Below are 14,853 nucleotides of genomic sequence, written 5' to 3' on the forward strand. Positions count from 1 at the left end.
CCCGCCTGCAGCGCCTCACGCTTGATGCTCGGCGCACGCATGCTGATCAGTTCGCGGGTGGAGCGCGGCAAGGCGATGCCGGCGGCGTCGCGGTAGACGTAGCCGATCAGGCCGCTGCAATCGAAACCGCTGTCTGGCGTATTGCCGCCGTAGCGGTACGGGGTGCCGACCAGGCCGAGGGCGCGGAACAGCACATCGTCGGCCGCATCCGGCGTTTCAACGCTGGGCGGTGCATAGACGATGGGTTTTGTGGGGGGTGGGGAACTGGCGCATGCCGTGAGCAGCGCAGCGAGTAACACAAGAATGACGCGGGCCGGAGCGGGCATAAGCGAGGCGGCTCAGAGGTGGTTCGGCGTACTCTGCCGTGCTCTGACGCGCTGCGCAAGGGTTTGGGGGGCGTAGGACGAATATCGCCGCAGGCGATATCCTGCCGATTCGTCAGATCCCAAAAACACAAAACCCCCGAATGTCGGGGGTTTTGTTGTTCAGTTCAACGCGCTTACGGGTGCAGCGGGTTGCGGCTGACTTGAGCGGTGTTCACCGAGGCCAGTGCCAGTGCACGTTTGGCTTCGATAAAGGTACGGCTCCAGTATTTGTCGTCCAGGCTGTCTACCCGCACGCCGCCGCTTTTGCTGCTGCTGGAGTGGATGAACTGGTCATCACCCAGGTAGATACCGGCGTGGCTTACGCGACCACGGCCGCGGGTGCTGAAGAACAACAGGTCGCCCGGTTGCAGATCATCACGAGCCACCAGCGGCGCATCGAGGTTGATCATTTCGCGGGTGGAACGCGGCAGGCTCATGCCCGCCTCTTCCTTGAACAGATAACCGATGAAACCGCTGCAGTCGAAACCGGTGTTGGCCGAGGTACCACCGAAGCGGTAACGGGTGCCCACCAGCGACAGGCCATGGGCCAGGATGCTGTCAGCGAAGGTCGGGAGTTCGTACGGTTGGTCCTGAGCGAAGTCCGGCAATGGGTCGAGACCATCATCGTCGACATCTTGATCAGCAACTTGCTGGCTGCTGGTTTGCTTAGGAATTTCAGCGTGTTGCGGGGCTGGCTGATAGCCGGCGCATGCCACAAGGAACACTGAGAGTGCTAGGGGCACGAGGGGTGCAGAGCGTTTGAGCATGGGCACGACCGTGGACGAAAAATTTATGAAGGCGCGAATATGCCTTCCATAACGGTTATATGCAAATTTAATTGGCCGGAGTGTGACTCAGTAGTATCGGCAACACATCTAACGCTTTTCCGCGAATATGGACGTCCACATACGGGCTCAAGGCCCCGTCCTGCGGGTTGATTTCCACGGTAAAGCCCCCTGCCTGGCGGGTACGCAACACGGGTTCGGCGATGTACGGAAAGCTGGCCGTCGTACCTACCGCAATCACCAGATCAAATCCCTTGCGAAGCTCGTCGTAGAGCGTTTCGATCGCTTTTTCCGGCAGCATCTCTTCGAATAAAACGACCGGCGGTCGGAGAACGCCCGCACATTGTTCGCACCGTGGCGGCAAAGGTCTGTCTAAGTGCGCGGCCAATTCCTTATCCACGGCCCCGCAAGACTGGCAGTACAACGGCGCCAGCTCGCCATGGATCTCGATCAACCGCTCGGGATCGCACCCCGCCTGACGGTGATAGCCGTCGATGTTCTGCGTCAGCACCCAGCACTCCGGTTTACGCCGCTGTATTTCAGCGATGGCGTAGTGACCGGCATTGGGTTTGGCGTTCAGGCAGGCGCGGCCGAGTTCAGCCAGGTATTTCCAGCACAACGACGGATCGCGCTGCAGCATCGGCCCGGACAGTGCCGCCTCGATAGGAATGCCCTCTGCCGTTTCGCCGTTATAAAGGCCGCCAAGGCCGCGATAGGTGGGCAAACCGGAATCGGCAGAGAGCCCGGCACCGGTGATGATCAGCATGCGTTTGGCGCCCTGCAGCGCGTCGATCAAACGTGCGTCCATATGCCGCGGCCCTCAATCAATGATTAACGGTGTGCGCCAGCATCCACGACAGCTGCGCCATCGGCCGGCCGCTCTGCTCATGCCAGGTGTTGAACGCCGTTTGCACGGCCGCCAGCTCTTTGAGACTGGTGGGTGCCTTGTCGATGATGTCCTGGGCTTTGAGCGCGGCGACTACGTCTTCAGCGGGGATAAACGTGTCCTTGCCCACCATGCGCAAAAACCGCATGGCCGAAAGCCCGCCTAGCTGGCTGCCGTGCTTGGCCAGGTATTTCCACAGACCGACGATATCGGTCACCGGCCAGTCAGCGATCAGCGTGCCAAAGCTGCCCTTTTCCTTCGCCACATCCAGCACGAACTGCGCATTGCGTGGCACGCTTCTGAGCTTGCCGAGGTGGCGGATGATGCGCGCGTCCTGCATCAGCCGTTCGAGGTGGTCGGCACCCATCAGCACGACCTTCTCCGGGTCGAAACCGAAGAACACCTGCTCGAACGCCGGCCATTTGGCGTCGACCAGGCTGTGCTTGAGGCCGGCACGAAAAACCCTCAGTGCAATCAACGACAAATAACGGTCGTCGGTGATTTTGCGAAGTTGCGCTGGGGTTTTGACAGTGGGCAGTTGCGCGTCAAGTTTGGCCTGGGAACCGAACCGATTCAGGCAGTACTCGTTCAGCCATTTGTAGTCGCGCAAAGAGCTTTCCTTCTATCTATATAGGGAACCGGCCAATCAGAGGTTCATGACGTTGAGAAACCGCGACGGCGCGCTTTCATCGATACGCAGGTTTTCGAAGTCGAACAGCTTGCGGTCAGCGAGTTGCGAGGGCATCACGTTCTGCAGGCGCGGAACATGATCTCGGTGCGGCCTGGGTTTTGCGTTCCCACTCCAGCAGCATTTCCTTCACGACCTTGCGCTGCAGGTTTTCCTGCGAGCCACACAGGTTGCACGGAATGATCGGGAAACCTTGCAGCTCGGAGTAGGCCTCGATGTCTTTCTCGCTGCAGTAGGTCAGCGGGCGGATCACCACGTTACGGCCGTCGTCGGCGCGCAGCTTGGGCGGCATGGCCTTGAGGGTGCCGCCGTAGAACATATTGAGGAAGAAGGTTTCCAGTATGTCGTCGCGATGATGCCCGAGGGCCATCTTGGTCGCGCCAATTTCATCGGCGAAGGTGTAGAGCGTGCCGCGGCGCAGGCGCGAGCACAGCGAACAGGTGGTTTTGCCTTCCGGCACCTTGTCCATCACCACCGAATACGTGTCTTTCTCCACGATGTGGTACGGCACGCCGATGCTTTCGAGGTACTGCGGCAGTACGTGCTCGGGGAAGCCGGGCTGCTTCTGGTCCATGTTGACGGCCACGATCTCGAACTGGATCGGCGCCACCTTCTGCAGGTGCAGCAGCACGTCGAGCATGGTGTAGCTGTCCTTGCCGCCCGACAGACAGACCATCACCTTGTCGCCGTCTTCGATCATGTTGAAGTCGGTAACGGCCTCACCGGCCTGACGGCGCAGGCGTTTCTGCAGTTTGCTTTGATTAACCGAAAGGGTGCCCATGGTGCGAAAGGTCCGGAAGTGCTGAACGCGAAGGCGCGCATTTTACGCAGAAAGCGGCGTTTCCCCTACCCCCCTCATCACCCCACCACCGTCATTCCTGCGCAGGCAGGAATCCAGAATGTAAGTTAGGACAACGGGATTGGATCCATCCAAAAGCCTGGATTCCTGCCTGCGCAGGAATGACAGAAGTTTTTGCTGAAGGCACCGTCGTTGCCGAAGTCCGCTTGAACGAAGGCACTGGGCCCTCACTGTTTATTCAAATCCCAGTCAAACCGATAGCGGGTCTTGCCGTCGAAGGCCTTGAGCTTTTGCGCCAGCGCAGGCTCAGCGTATTTCACCAGGTGCTCGCGCACGCCCTGCTCGCCGCCGAAGTCATCGGCGTACCAGTCGTAAATCCGCGACAGCACCAGTTGTTTTTCTTCAAACGCCGCGCCGCGCGGGTCGTTGATATAGGCGCGGGCGCCGTCGGCCAACTGCTGCTCGGTGTTCTTGGCGCTCAGGGTAAAGGCCGGCAGGTTCGGGCAGCCGAGGCTGGCGCAGTTGAGCACGTAGAACACGCGCGGGTCTTTCCAGAGCGGGCGCAGAATGCGGTGCTGAATATCGTTGAGAGTGAGTTTCTGCCCCGCCACCTCGGTAACTTTCTTGTCCCACGGGCCGAATTGGTACCACGCGCCCAGGCTGGTGATGGAGTCCACGGGGTACTTCTTCAGCACCAGTTGGGTTACCAGCGCGTTGTACAGGTTGACCCAGTAAGCGAACTGCTCCGCGCGGGTGAACTGGCGGGGGTCGAGGTCGCTGAGCTGTTCGATATACACGTCGAGCAAGCGGCGGTGCACCGAGTCGACATGGGCATAGTCGAAGCGGGCGATGCCGTCTTTGTCGCTGACTTTCAGGTAGCGGTTTAACAGCTCCTGCCAGGCGCTATGGTCAATATGGGCCGCGCGGGTTTCGTCGCTAGCGTTCCAGAAGTCCCACGGGTCGGCGGAAGGTGCGGCCATTGCAGTAGCAGAAAGGGCGGCCGTAAACAGCAATGAGGCAATAACGAACAAGGTGCGCAACCGGCGCATAGGGTGCTTCTCCATACCGGCTCACGGGCCGTTGTCTGCTGCGTGGGACAGGCCTGAATCGTGCGAGTTCCGCCACACAAGCCGCTTCGGTTGCTGTGCTAGGCTGCGAAAATGACTTACAACCCCGCCTCTGCCCCACCTGCCGAACTGGATAACAGCCTGGATTTAAGCGCCCAGGTGCTGCATTTGCTGCGTGAAACGCCTGACGGTTGCAGCGAATACCAGCTGATTCAGCAACTGAAAAATCGCCACTCCACCCATATTCCCAATGTGGGCCTGGCCGACAAGTTGGTGTTGTTTCGCACCCATTTTCTGCTGTTCAACGCGCTCTATGGGCTGAGGGATCGGCTGTGGCAGCAACAGACTGGTCATTTATTAATCAGCCCGTTGTGTGTGCAACTCCTGCCTACTCCGCCGGCCATGCTCAGTTGAGCGAACCGGACCCGCTGCGTGCCTACTACCTCGATTTAAGCCATTTACGCGACACCAGCGAAGGTGATGTGGAGAAACTTCTCACCAGCTTCTGGAAACGTATGCAGGGTGGTGACGAAAAGCGTGCAGCACTGGAACTGTTCGAACTCGACAGCAACCCGCAAACGCTCAAGCTCGCCACTATCAAACAGCGTTACCGCCAGCTCGTCAGCGAGCACCATCCCGATCGCGGCGGTAGCACTTCGCGGCTGCAATCCATCAACTTGGCGATGGAAATTCTTACCCGCTATTACCGCTGAGGTTTAGAGACTGATTTGCTCTAAAACCACGCCCCACGCGGCCTCCAGCCCCTGCCTATACTGCGGCATACGGTCGCATTGGTTCGGCCCTGCACCCGACAACGCTACTCACGCGTCCCGGGCGCTACGCTGGGGGGCGACCGTTATAACAAGAGGAGGTGTCTCGCATGATCCATCACGTTTGGGGGCTTTTCGCGCATCCTGACCAAGAGTGGCAAGAGATCCGCGGTGAAGAAGAAAGCATCAGCCACATGTATTTGACCCATGTGCTGATTCTGGCCGCGATTCCCGCAGTGTCTGCCTATATAGGAACAACCCAGGTTGGCTGGACGGTGGGCAACGGCTCGCCGGTCATGCTGACCGAAGCCAGTGCCTTGTGGATGACGGTCATGACTTACCTGGCCATGCTGGGTGGCGTCGCTGTCATGGGTGCATTTATCAATTGGATGGCGCGCACCTACGATGCGACGCCGGATATGGGTCGCTGCATCGTGTTTGCCGCGTACACCGCTACGCCGCTGTTTATCGGCGGGCTGGCGGGGCTCTACCCTAACCTGTGGCTCGCCATGTTCGTCGGCACGGCCGCGATCTGTTACACGGTGTACTTACTGTATGTGGGCATACCCACCTTTATGAACATTCACCAGGACGAAGGCTTTCTGTTCTCCAGCTCGGTGCTGGCGGTGGGGCTTGTTGTGCTGGTGGCCATGATTGCCATGTCGGTTATTTTCTGGGAGATGGGCGTAGGCCCGGTGTACCGCAGCTAAACCTTGCATGAGCTACACAACGAAACCGCCGTTTGGCGGTTTCGTTGTTTTAGGCAAGTGGCCGGCGGCGCGCTTGGGCATAATCGCGCCTGTTATCCGGAGGAACTCGATGCCCGAACTGCTTAATGCTCGTGTCGAGGCTTGCTACCAACAAGCCGAAGCGTTTTTCAGACGCCGCTTTACCCGCCCCGAAGTCAGCCTCAAGTTACGAGGCCAGAAAGCCGGGGTGGCCCACCTCGATGAAAACCTGCTGCGTTTCAACCCCCAGCTGTACCGCGAAAACCAGGAACACTTTTTAAAGCAGACCGTGGCCCATGAGGTCGCGCATATGATCGCCCGCGAAATGTTCGGCCCGCATATCCAGCCGCACGGCGAGGAATGGCAACTGATCATGCAGGGCGTATACGAACTGCCGGCCGACCGCTGCCACACCTATGAAATTCAGCGCCGCAGCGTGACGCGCTACGTATACAGCTGCGCCTGCCCCGACCGCGACTTCCCCTTCTCCGCCCAGCGCCACAGCCTGGTGCGCAAAGGGCGGCGCTACTACTGCCGCAGCTGCAAGGCGACGTTGGTGTTTAGCGGTGAGCAGCGGGACGAATAAACGCGGCCTTTTTGTAGGAGCCAGCTTGCTGGCGAACCCTGCAAACACGATTCGAGAGTGTCGTTTCCAGGGTTCGCGACCAAGGTCGCTCCTACGGGAATGCGGTGTTTACTCAAACACCGGCCGGAAAAAACTGCGCTCGTAACTCAGGACACATTGCGTGTCCTGCGCGTACTTGAACGCCGCCAGGCATTCGGGATCTTGCATGGAGTCGTGGCGGTACTGCTCGTACGTCGCCAGGCTAGGAAAGGTAAACAGCGCCAAGGCGATATTGTTAGCCCCTTCCGACGGCAGAAAATAGCCGTGGTGCTGGCCGCCGAAGCGCTCGACCAGGGGAATCCACAATTTTCCGTAGTGTTCGAATTCCTTGAGCTTGTTGGGGTCGATCACGTAGCGCAGGTAGCAGGTAACCATCGGGGCTTTTCTCGATAACGGTGTTTGCGGAGATCGCAGCGTTAGCCGCGATGCTTTCAGCCAATCACCTTACCAGCCCGCAACGACGCAATCTGCTCAACGGTGTACCCCAGCTCTGCCAGCACCTCAGCCGTATGCGCCCCCACCGGCGCGCCAATATGCCGAGGCGCCGGCAGCCCGCCGGAGAATTTGATCGGACTGGCGATTTGCCGTTGTGGCGCCAGACCTTCGCGCGGCACCTCCACCGTCAATTCACGCGCCTGCAACTGCGGATGCTCCACCGCTTCGGCCAACGACAGCATCGGTTCAACACAGGCATCCAGCGCGGCAAAAATCTCGCTCCATTCGGCGAAATCGCGCTTCTCGAATTCCAGTTGAATCTGTGCTTTCAACGCCCGCTGCTGTTCCGGCTTTGGCGACAGACCATGGGCCGCCAACTCCGGCCGGCCAATCGCCGCGCAGAATTGCTGCATAAATTGCGGCTCCAGACTGCCCACCGAAAACCAGCGGCCATCGCGGGTGCGGTAGTAGTCGTAGAAGCTGCCGCCATTGAGCGCCTGACTTTCCATTTTCGGTTCTTCACCACAGGCCAGGTAACCCGAGCCGGCCATGGCATGCAGGCTGAAAATGCAGTCGGTCATGCTCACATCCACCTGCTGTCCCTCGCCCGTGTGCTGGCGTTGGATTACCGCGGCGAGTAAGCCCATCACGCCATGCAGCGAGCCGCCGGCGATATCTGCCGCCTGAATGCCCAGCGGCAACGGGCCGCTATCCAGGCGGCCGGTCTGATCGGCAATGCCGGACAGCGCCAGGTAATTGATGTCGTGGCCAGCGCGGTCTTTGTACGGACCGGTCTGGCCGTAGCCGGTGATGGATACGTAAATCAGCTTGGGGTTGATGGCCTTGAGCGCCTCATAGCCCACGCCCAATTTGTCCATCACGCCGGGGCGAAATTGCTCGAGCACGATGTCGTAGTCCTGCACCAGTTGCTTGACCACTTCCACCGCCGCTGCCTGTTTCAGGTCCAGGGCAATCGCGCGTTTATTGCGATTGAGGTAGGCATGGCTGGCGGCCACGCCGTGGTCGTGGGGAAGCAGTACGCGCACCAGGTCCATGCGCGTGGGCGACTCCACGCGCAATACGTCCGCGCCCATATCGGCCAGCAGCAGCGAGGCAAAAGGACCGGGCAACAACGTGGAAAAATCCAGCACTTTCAGGGAAGACAGCGGGCCTTTCATGGCGGCTCCTTTTATTGTTGTTATGAACGCTCAGCCAGCAGCGTTACAGCTTCATGCCGCGGCTGATGATCTCTTTCATGATTTCCGAGGTGCCGGCGAAAATCCGCTGGATACGCGCGTTCGCGTACATCTTGCAGATCGGGTATTCCCACATATAACCCCAACCGCCATGCAGCTGCACACCCTCATCGACCACTTTGCCAAGCAGTTCGGTGGTAAAGAGTTTGGCCTCGGCGGCGACTTCCGGGGTGAGTTTTTTCTGGTTGTGGTCCATCACGCAGCGGTCGACAAACACTTGGGCCACATCTACTTGGGTGCGCATTTCGGCGAGTTTGAAGCGGGTGTTCTGGAAGTGCGAAATCGGCCGGTCGAACGCCTTGCGCTCTTTGACGTAGTCGATGGTCACCTGCAAGGCCGCTTCCGCGCCGCCGACCGCGCCGCAAGCGTTGGTCAGGCGTTCCTGGGCGAGCATATTCATCAGGTAGAAGAAGCCACCTTTGGCATCGCCCAGCAGGTTTTCCTTGGGCACTTTGACGTTGTTGAAGAACAGTTCGGCGGTGTCCTGGCTTTTCATCCCGAGTTTTTTCAGGTTACGGCCGCGCTCGAAGCCTTCCATGCCGCGCTCCACCAGAAACAGGCCCATGGCGTGTTTGTTGGCCGGGTCGGTCTTGGCGGCAACGATCACCACGTCGGCCAACAGGCCGTTGGAGATAAACACTTTGGAACCGTTGATTTCGTAGTGATCACCTTTGTCGACCGCCGTGGTGCGCATGCCAGCCAGGTCGGAACCGGCACTCGGCTCGGTCATGGCCACGGCCAGAATGCATTCGCCGCGAATGATGCTCGGCAGAAAACGGGCTTTTTGTTCAGCATTGCCGTAGTCGGCGATATACGGCCCGCACAGCGCCGAGTGCAGCGGCAGCATAAAACCGGCTTCATTAATGTTGGCCAGTTCTTCGCACATGATCTGTTCGTAGCGGAAATCTTTCAGGCCGCTGCCGCCGTATTCCTCATCGGCCCAGGGCAGCAGAAACCCCATTTCGCCGGCTTTGAGCCAGACGTCGCGGCTGACCACGCCGGCTTCTTCCCAAGCGTCCTGGTGCGGCACGACTTCCTTTTGCAGAAAGGCGCGAAAAGCGTCGCGAAACAGGTTGTGCTCGGTCTCGAAATGGATGCGTTGCATGTGGTGGCTCCCTGCGAATTTATTGTTCCGCAGGGTAGGCGCCGCTCGGCGCAGGGCTCAATGACGCATGTGCTCAGGGTGGGTTGACCCATTCGGTCAGGAAGGATCGCATTCCCCTGTAGGAGAGGCTTCAGCCTCGATGCGTTTGATCTAGCGGCGAGTGATCAAACCCTGACGCGCCACACGCACCAACTCCCGCACACAACTTTCCAGATTTTCGGCGCTCGGCGCCTGCAGCACGGCGAGATCGAAACTGTCGCTGGCAAAGCGCTGCAGCGATTCGTCATTGCCCACGAACTGAACCTGAAACGTGCGCGGCGCGTCCCAGCGTTTTGGCCAGCCTTCGAGATAGCGCAGCAAGGTGGGCTGGTGGGTACCACCCAGCAAAATTTTCGGGTTGCGCAGCGCCAGGCCGCTGGTGATCGGTGCCAGACGCAGCAAGGGACGCAGGTTCAACGGGGCAACAGCGGGGGTCGGCGCAGGGGCCGGGGATGCAGGGGTGGTCAATACAGTCGGGGCATTCATGTACGGGGTCTCTCGCCTCAAAAGCTTCGCAGGAAGCGGTGAGAGGCGGCACCGAACCAGCGCTTTAGCGGTATTTCGAATCAGGTTCGAACCTGTCTTCGCTGAGCGCCCCGCAAGTAGCTGTTTAAATCGGCGCTGGCGGCAATCCTAGGGAAGCCAGCGCCGGCCTGTCAACCCTGGGGCTTGCCGGCTGCCAACCCATCCTTAGGTTAGGTCCGGTACGTTAGCAAGAAAATTTCTCAGCAAACCCTGGCGATTCGCGGCCTTCAGCAGCCGGGCATAAGTGGCCAAACACCGCGCTCGCCGTTTCAGCCAGTAACAGGGGAAACAGCGCAAATTGTCCGACAATGCACGCAACTTCGCCGTAAAACACCGAACTAGAGCCAGCCACGGCGCTGCGCTTGTAGTGGCATGAATCCTGTACTACCGCTTGTGCTGCTGTACGCGCCCCGGATGGGCGTGGGGGCTTGCCCTGGATGGCGACAATTGCCTTATTCATCCCTTGCGAGAGCGCATATGAACAACAATAAAACTCTGCTCGCCCTCTGCGTTGCCTCTGGTCTGCTGATTTCCAACCAGGTCGATGCAGCCACCGGCTACACCCAGACCAAATACCCGGTAGTACTGGCCCACGGCATGCTCGGCTTCGACAGCATTTTGGGGGTCGACTACTGGTATGGCATTCCCAAGGCCCTGCGCAGCGACGGCGCCAAGGTGTACATCACCGAAGTCAGCCAACTCGACACCTCGGAAAAACGCGGCGAACAGTTGCTGGCTCAGGTGGAAGAAATCGTCGCCATCAGCGGCAAACCCAAGGTCAACCTGATTGGCCACAGCCATGGCGGCCCGACCATCCGCTACGTGGCTGCAGTACGCCCGGATCTGGTGGCCTCGGCAACCAGCGTCGGCGCCCCGCACAAAGGCTCGGCTACTGCCGATTTCCTACGCCAGATTCCGCCGGGCTCGGCCGGGGAAACCATCGTCGCCGGGATCGTCAACGGCCTCGGTGCGTTGATCAATTTCCTCTCCGCCAGCTCCAGCACAACCCCGCAAAACGCCCTCGGCGCCTTGCAATCGCTGAACTCGGCCGGCGCTGCGGTGTTCAACGCCAAGTACCCGCAGGGCATTCCCACCAGTGCTTGTGGCGAAGGTGCCTACAGCGTCAACGGCGTGCGCTACTACTCGTGGGGCGGCACCAGCCCGCTGACCAACGCTCTGGACCCGAGCGACCTGCTACTCGGCGCCTCGTCACTTACCTTCGGCAGCACCGCCAACGACGGCCTGGTCGGCAAATGCAGTTCACACCTGGGTCAGGTGATTCGCGACGACTACCGCATGAACCATCTCGACGAAGTAAACCAGACCTTTGGCCTTACCAGCCTGTTCGAGACCGACCCGGTCACCGTGTATCGCCAGCAAGCCAACCGGTTGAAAAACGCCGGCCTTTAATTGATGGCAACGGCCGGGCCTACCTTGGGCCCGGCTACCGGGCCCTATTGGTTGGAGTGGATACGCCATGAAAAAACTGCTGCTGTTGCTGCCCGTTTCCTTCGCCGTGTGTGTGGCGGTGATGCTCTATTTGCAGCCGCTGGATACTACCGAAGGCCCAGTGGTCAGCACGCCAAAAGCCGCCAAACCCGTGGCGGCGGCAAAAACCCCGACCGACCTGGTCAGCACCCAGATCGCCCCCCTGCCCGCCACACTTGCCCCGCTGCCGCCGTCTTTTAAAGGCACGCAAGTGGATGGCAGCTTTCAGGTCGACGGCGCCGGCAACCTGCTGATCACCGGCGACATCCGCCATATCTTCGATTACTTCCTCAGCGCCTACGGTGAGGAATCCCTGCAAGAGAGCGTCAAACGCCTGCGCGCCTATATCGCCAGCCAACTGCCGCAACCGGCCCAGGAACAGGCGCAAGCGCTGCTCAGCCAATACATCGACTACAAACGCGAGCTCGTGTTGCTGGAACGCGACCTGCCGCAAATGGCCAACCTGGACGCCCTGCGCCAACGCGAAAGCGCCGTACAGGCCCTGCGCGCCCGTCTGTTTACCGCTGAAGCCCACCAAGCTTTCTTCGGCGGCGAAGAGGCCTATAACCAGTTCACGCTGCAGCGTCTGGCCATACAGCACGACGACAAACTGGACGCCACCGCCAAAGGCCTCGCCATGGACCAACTGCGCGCCAGCCTGCCGGAAGAGCTGCAAGAAAGCGTGCTGCCCCAACTGCAAAGCGAACTGCACACGCAGACCGAACAACTGCGCGCCAACGGCGCCAGCGCCGAAGACGTACGCGCGTTGCGCCAGCAGTTGGTCGGTGCCGAAGCCACTACCCGCCTGGAAGCGCTGGACCAGCAACGCGCCGGCTGGAAACAGCGCATCAGCACGTTTGCTGCCGCCAAAGCGCAAATTCAAAACCAGAAAGGGTTGAGCGACGGCGACAAAGAAGCCGCTATCCAGCAGTTGGCGACAGAGCAATTCAACGAGAACGAGCGGCTGCGGCTGGATGCAGCGGTGGAGATGTCGGCGAACACTGGCACCTGATCGTGCTGTTGCACCCCGCCTAAAAAAGCAAAAGCCCGCACTAGGCGGGCTTTTTTACACGCGGCTTATTCAGCCCGCGATTTTGCGATCCAGCGAGAACTTGCCAGCGCCTTCAACCAGCAGCGCTGCGCTGATGGTGGCCAGGATCAGGGCATATTCAAAACCGTTGGTGGCCATAAAGAAGCCGTTGCCGATGTGCACCGCGAAGATGGCAACCAGCATGGCTACGATCAGCGACACCGCTGCCGGGCGAACCAGCAGACCGATGATCAGCGCCACACCACCGAAGAACTCGGCGCTACCGGCCAGCAGAGCCATCAGGTAACCCGGGGTGATGCCGATGCTTTCCATCCATTGGCCAGTGCCCGCCAGGCCGTAGCCGCCGAACAAGCCGAAGAGTTTTTGCGAGCCGTGGGAGGCGAAAGTAAGACCGGTGATTACGCGCAGAATGGTGATGCCAAAGCCGGCGCGGGTAGCAAGTACGGTGTTGATCAGTTTGTTCATGGTGCAATCCTTAATGGGGAGGCTTAGTAGGTGTTGGTGGGCGTAGTTTAAATAATCAATTCGATACGACTAGCGTCATTTTCGCGTAATACATATCGAATTATTTAATCAATACGCATCCTTCACTTCTTGGTACTGGCCACTTTAACTTTGGGCACCAACTGCTCGCGCTCACGGTCGTAGGCCAGGTAGTACTTGTTCACCGCATTAACGTAGCTGACTACGCCCATTCCTACCTGCTCCATAGCGATCCGTTCTACCTGAAAGAACCACTGATTGGGGTTCAGGCCGCGCCGTTTGGCCTCTGCGCGGAACCCCTGCACCCGTTGCGGGCCGAGGTTGTAGGCAGCCAGCACGAAGGCCATGCGCTCGCGTTCGTTGATTTGCGCGCTGCTAAAGAAATTACGGCGGATACGAGCCAGATACTTGGCGCTGGCCTGTACGTTGCCCTCCACGCCCTTTACATCGCTGATCCCTACGCTTTTGGCGGCGGCCGGGGTGATTTGCATAAGCCCGGTCGCGCCGCCGGTGCCGCGCGCAACCGGATTAAGGGTGGATTCCTTGAAGGCCAGCGCGGCCAGGGCCAGCCAGTCGATATTCTGTTCATCGCCAAAACGCTGCAGCACCGGGCGCACCTTCTCCAGGCGTTGGCGATCGCCACGGGCCAAGGGGTAATGCACTTTGTATAAACGCCGGTAGATTCGCTGGAAGGCTACGTCCTGGTCGGTGGGGCTGTTGTAGCCGCTGAGAAACCGGTCGATGGCCGCCCGCAGCATTGGCGCATCGGGGCGTACGAACCAGTTGATATCGCCCTGCTCCGTCAGCACCAGTTGCCTTTCGATGCGCAGGTTGGGCATCACCTTTATCCAGCGCTCGGCAATCGGCAGCTCCACGGCGGTATAGGGGAAGATGCCGGCTTCAACCATTTCCAACACGTCTTCCACGGCCAGGGTTGGGTCCACCCACTCAATGCTGATCGGTGGCAGCTTGCGCAAGGCCAGGTGCTGGTTGATCTCCTCCAAGGCTTCAGCCGCCGCACTGCCGGCCGGCAGCGCCAGGCTACGTCCTGCCAGTTGCTCGATGCGCTGATAACGTTTGTTGCCCTGCTTGCCCACTATCACCAACGGCACATGGGTGCGAATGGCCATGCTCGGGCTGACGTCCTGGCCGCTGCGGGCATTGAGCAGTTCACCGGGCACCACCAGGTCCCCTTCGCCGCGCTGCAGGGCGGCAAGCAGTTGGTCTTTGGCTTTGGGGATGATTTTCAGGGTCAGCGGGCGGCCGTCATGGGCGTTGCGATTGAGGTATTGCTCGAAGGCTTTGAGACGGTGGTACTCCAGGCCGATGGCCTCGCCCTTTACCTCGCCGGAGCTGTTGCGGCTCTGGTTGACCAGCACCCGCAGCACACCGCTGCTGCGGATTTTGCTCAGGTCGCGCACTTCACTCGGGTGCTGCCAACCTTCCTGCGGCCCGGCCAGACGCGCAGCCGCCGGCAACGGCAGTAGCACCAGGCATAACAGAAGCAGCAGCGGACGCGACATTCACTCTCCAGGGGCCGCGCCAGAGAGGCTGGCGGGGTCACCGTAAAATTCCGATCGCCTCAGAGTGGCGGGCGCAAGCACTAGTTCCTCGGCAAGGAGCGACTAGTTGCCTGGCAAAACGGGGCGCGGAGGTTCGCACAGCTGGCTGCCCGATGCCAGCCAAAGTGTGCAACCGCTTTAACAGTTGACCATAACCAACTGTATTTTAAGACTTTATAGATGAAAGCATGGAGAT

The 14,853-nt window shown here is 59.8% G+C and carries 15 protein-coding genes and 2 pseudogenes; 5 read left to right on the forward strand and 12 right to left on the reverse strand.

Annotated elements, in window-relative coordinates; translation table 11 throughout:
- The 6 genes and pseudogenes from AC0V2S_RS24685 to AC0V2S_RS24710 form a co-directional block, all read right to left on the reverse strand.
- Positions 1-326, reverse strand: a 326-nt coding sequence (locus tag AC0V2S_RS24685) for a C40 family peptidase (protein ID WP_475512023.1), incomplete at its 3' end; no start/stop codon positions are given.
- Between the two features lie 173 nt (positions 327-499).
- Positions 500-1,132 carry a C40 family peptidase gene (locus AC0V2S_RS24690; RefSeq protein ID WP_475512024.1) on the reverse strand — a complete coding sequence of 211 codons (633 nt, stop codon included), beginning with the start codon at positions 1,130-1,132 and terminating at the stop codon, positions 500-502.
- Positions 1,133-1,199: 67 nt separating this feature from the next.
- Complete coding sequence (locus AC0V2S_RS24695) at positions 1,200-1,958, reverse strand: NAD-dependent deacylase (protein ID WP_475512025.1); 759 nt, start codon at positions 1,956-1,958, stop codon at positions 1,200-1,202.
- A 16-nt stretch (positions 1,959-1,974) separates the two neighbouring features.
- Entirely contained in the window at positions 1,975-2,646 is a 672-nt protein-coding gene (locus AC0V2S_RS24700; protein WP_475512026.1) for a DNA-3-methyladenine glycosylase I, read from the reverse strand.
- Positions 2,647-2,682: 36 nt separating this feature from the next.
- Positions 2,683-3,505 (reverse strand): annotated as a pseudogene (gene ttcA, locus AC0V2S_RS24705) (tRNA 2-thiocytidine(32) synthetase TtcA).
- A 245-nt stretch (positions 3,506-3,750) separates the two neighbouring features.
- On the reverse strand, positions 3,751-4,572 hold the full coding sequence (locus tag AC0V2S_RS24710) for a DUF547 domain-containing protein (protein WP_475512027.1): 822 nt from the start codon (positions 4,570-4,572) through the stop codon (positions 3,751-3,753).
- 111 nt (positions 4,573-4,683) lie between these two features.
- Here AC0V2S_RS24710 and AC0V2S_RS24715 point away from each other — a divergent pair.
- From AC0V2S_RS24715 to AC0V2S_RS24725, 3 genes and pseudogenes are all read left to right on the forward strand, one after another.
- Positions 4,684-5,303: pseudogene (locus AC0V2S_RS24715) on the forward strand (DNA-J related domain-containing protein).
- A gap of 167 nt (positions 5,304-5,470) precedes the next feature.
- Positions 5,471-6,070, forward strand: a complete 600-nt coding sequence (locus tag AC0V2S_RS24720; RefSeq protein WP_475512028.1) for a Yip1 family protein — start codon at positions 5,471-5,473, stop codon at positions 6,068-6,070.
- A 109-nt stretch (positions 6,071-6,179) separates the two neighbouring features.
- Positions 6,180-6,674 (forward strand): SprT family zinc-dependent metalloprotease, encoded by a 495-nt coding sequence (locus AC0V2S_RS24725; RefSeq protein WP_475512029.1) that lies wholly within the window; start codon positions 6,180-6,182, stop codon positions 6,672-6,674.
- Between the two features lie 108 nt (positions 6,675-6,782).
- Here AC0V2S_RS24725 and AC0V2S_RS24730 read toward each other — a convergent pair whose 3' ends face one another.
- The 4 genes from AC0V2S_RS24730 to AC0V2S_RS24745 all read right to left on the reverse strand — a co-directional run bounded on the left by AC0V2S_RS24730 (position 6,783) and on the right by AC0V2S_RS24745 (position 10,034).
- The gene (locus tag AC0V2S_RS24730; RefSeq protein WP_475512030.1) at positions 6,783-7,088 is read right to left on the reverse strand and encodes an NIPSNAP family protein; all 306 of its coding nucleotides are present in this window, start codon (positions 7,086-7,088) and stop codon (positions 6,783-6,785) included.
- A gap of 56 nt (positions 7,089-7,144) precedes the next feature.
- Positions 7,145-8,326 (reverse strand): CaiB/BaiF CoA transferase family protein, encoded by a 1,182-nt coding sequence (locus tag AC0V2S_RS24735; RefSeq protein WP_475512031.1) that lies wholly within the window; start codon positions 8,324-8,326, stop codon positions 7,145-7,147.
- Positions 8,327-8,369: 43 nt separating this feature from the next.
- Positions 8,370-9,509, reverse strand: coding sequence for an acyl-CoA dehydrogenase family protein (locus tag AC0V2S_RS24740; RefSeq protein WP_475512032.1), 1,140 nt, complete (start codon positions 9,507-9,509; stop codon positions 8,370-8,372).
- 150 nt (positions 9,510-9,659) lie between these two features.
- Entirely contained in the window at positions 9,660-10,034 is a 375-nt protein-coding gene (locus tag AC0V2S_RS24745; protein ID WP_475512033.1) for a class I SAM-dependent methyltransferase, read from the reverse strand.
- Positions 10,035-10,550: 516 nt separating this feature from the next.
- On the opposite strand from AC0V2S_RS24745, the gene AC0V2S_RS24750 reads away from it, so the two are divergent.
- Together AC0V2S_RS24750 and AC0V2S_RS24755 are read left to right on the forward strand one after the other, a co-directional pair.
- Positions 10,551-11,483 (forward strand): alpha/beta fold hydrolase, encoded by a 933-nt coding sequence (locus AC0V2S_RS24750; RefSeq protein ID WP_475512034.1) that lies wholly within the window; start codon positions 10,551-10,553, stop codon positions 11,481-11,483.
- A 67-nt stretch (positions 11,484-11,550) separates the two neighbouring features.
- Positions 11,551-12,573 (forward strand): lipase secretion chaperone, encoded by a 1,023-nt coding sequence (locus AC0V2S_RS24755; RefSeq protein WP_475512035.1) that lies wholly within the window; start codon positions 11,551-11,553, stop codon positions 12,571-12,573.
- A 69-nt stretch (positions 12,574-12,642) separates the two neighbouring features.
- On the opposite strand, the gene AC0V2S_RS24760 is transcribed toward AC0V2S_RS24755, so the two are convergent.
- Together AC0V2S_RS24760 and AC0V2S_RS24765 are read right to left on the reverse strand one after the other, a co-directional pair.
- Positions 12,643-13,077, reverse strand: coding sequence for a DoxX family protein (locus tag AC0V2S_RS24760; protein WP_475512036.1), 435 nt, complete (start codon positions 13,075-13,077; stop codon positions 12,643-12,645).
- A gap of 122 nt (positions 13,078-13,199) precedes the next feature.
- Positions 13,200-14,618: an MltF family protein gene (locus tag AC0V2S_RS24765; protein ID WP_475512037.1), complete on the reverse strand. Its 1,419-nt coding sequence runs from the start codon at positions 14,616-14,618 to the stop codon at positions 13,200-13,202.
- Positions 14,619-14,853: the final 235 nt, after the last annotated feature.

The sequence above is a fragment of the Pseudomonas sp. CC11G genome (assembly GCF_056174845.1).

Excerpts from the sequence above, each read along its gene's own strand:
- AC0V2S_RS24690 (WP_475512024.1), bottom strand. The coding sequence starts at position 1,132 with ATGCTCAAACGCTCTGCACCCCTCGTGCCCCTAGCACTCTCAGTGTTC.
- AC0V2S_RS24695 (WP_475512025.1), bottom strand. The coding sequence starts at position 1,958 with ATGGACGCACGTTTGATCGACGCGCTGCAGGGCGCCAAACGCATGCTG.
- AC0V2S_RS24710 (WP_475512027.1), bottom strand. The coding sequence starts at position 4,572 with ATGCGCCGGTTGCGCACCTTGTTCGTTATTGCCTCATTGCTGTTTACG.
- AC0V2S_RS24720 (WP_475512028.1), top strand. The coding sequence starts at position 5,471 with ATGATCCATCACGTTTGGGGGCTTTTCGCGCATCCTGACCAAGAGTGG.
- AC0V2S_RS24725 (WP_475512029.1), top strand. The coding sequence starts at position 6,180 with ATGCCCGAACTGCTTAATGCTCGTGTCGAGGCTTGCTACCAACAAGCC.
- AC0V2S_RS24730 (WP_475512030.1), bottom strand. The coding sequence starts at position 7,088 with ATGGTTACCTGCTACCTGCGCTACGTGATCGACCCCAACAAGCTCAAG.
- AC0V2S_RS24735 (WP_475512031.1), bottom strand. The coding sequence starts at position 8,326 with ATGAAAGGCCCGCTGTCTTCCCTGAAAGTGCTGGATTTTTCCACGTTG.
- AC0V2S_RS24740 (WP_475512032.1), bottom strand. The coding sequence starts at position 9,509 with ATGCAACGCATCCATTTCGAGACCGAGCACAACCTGTTTCGCGACGCT.
- AC0V2S_RS24745 (WP_475512033.1), bottom strand. The coding sequence starts at position 10,034 with ATGAATGCCCCGACTGTATTGACCACCCCTGCATCCCCGGCCCCTGCG.
- AC0V2S_RS24750 (WP_475512034.1), top strand. The coding sequence starts at position 10,551 with ATGAACAACAATAAAACTCTGCTCGCCCTCTGCGTTGCCTCTGGTCTG.
- AC0V2S_RS24755 (WP_475512035.1), top strand. The coding sequence starts at position 11,551 with ATGAAAAAACTGCTGCTGTTGCTGCCCGTTTCCTTCGCCGTGTGTGTG.
- AC0V2S_RS24760 (WP_475512036.1), bottom strand. The coding sequence starts at position 13,077 with ATGAACAAACTGATCAACACCGTACTTGCTACCCGCGCCGGCTTTGGC.
- AC0V2S_RS24765 (WP_475512037.1), bottom strand. The coding sequence starts at position 14,618 with ATGTCGCGTCCGCTGCTGCTTCTGTTATGCCTGGTGCTACTGCCGTTG.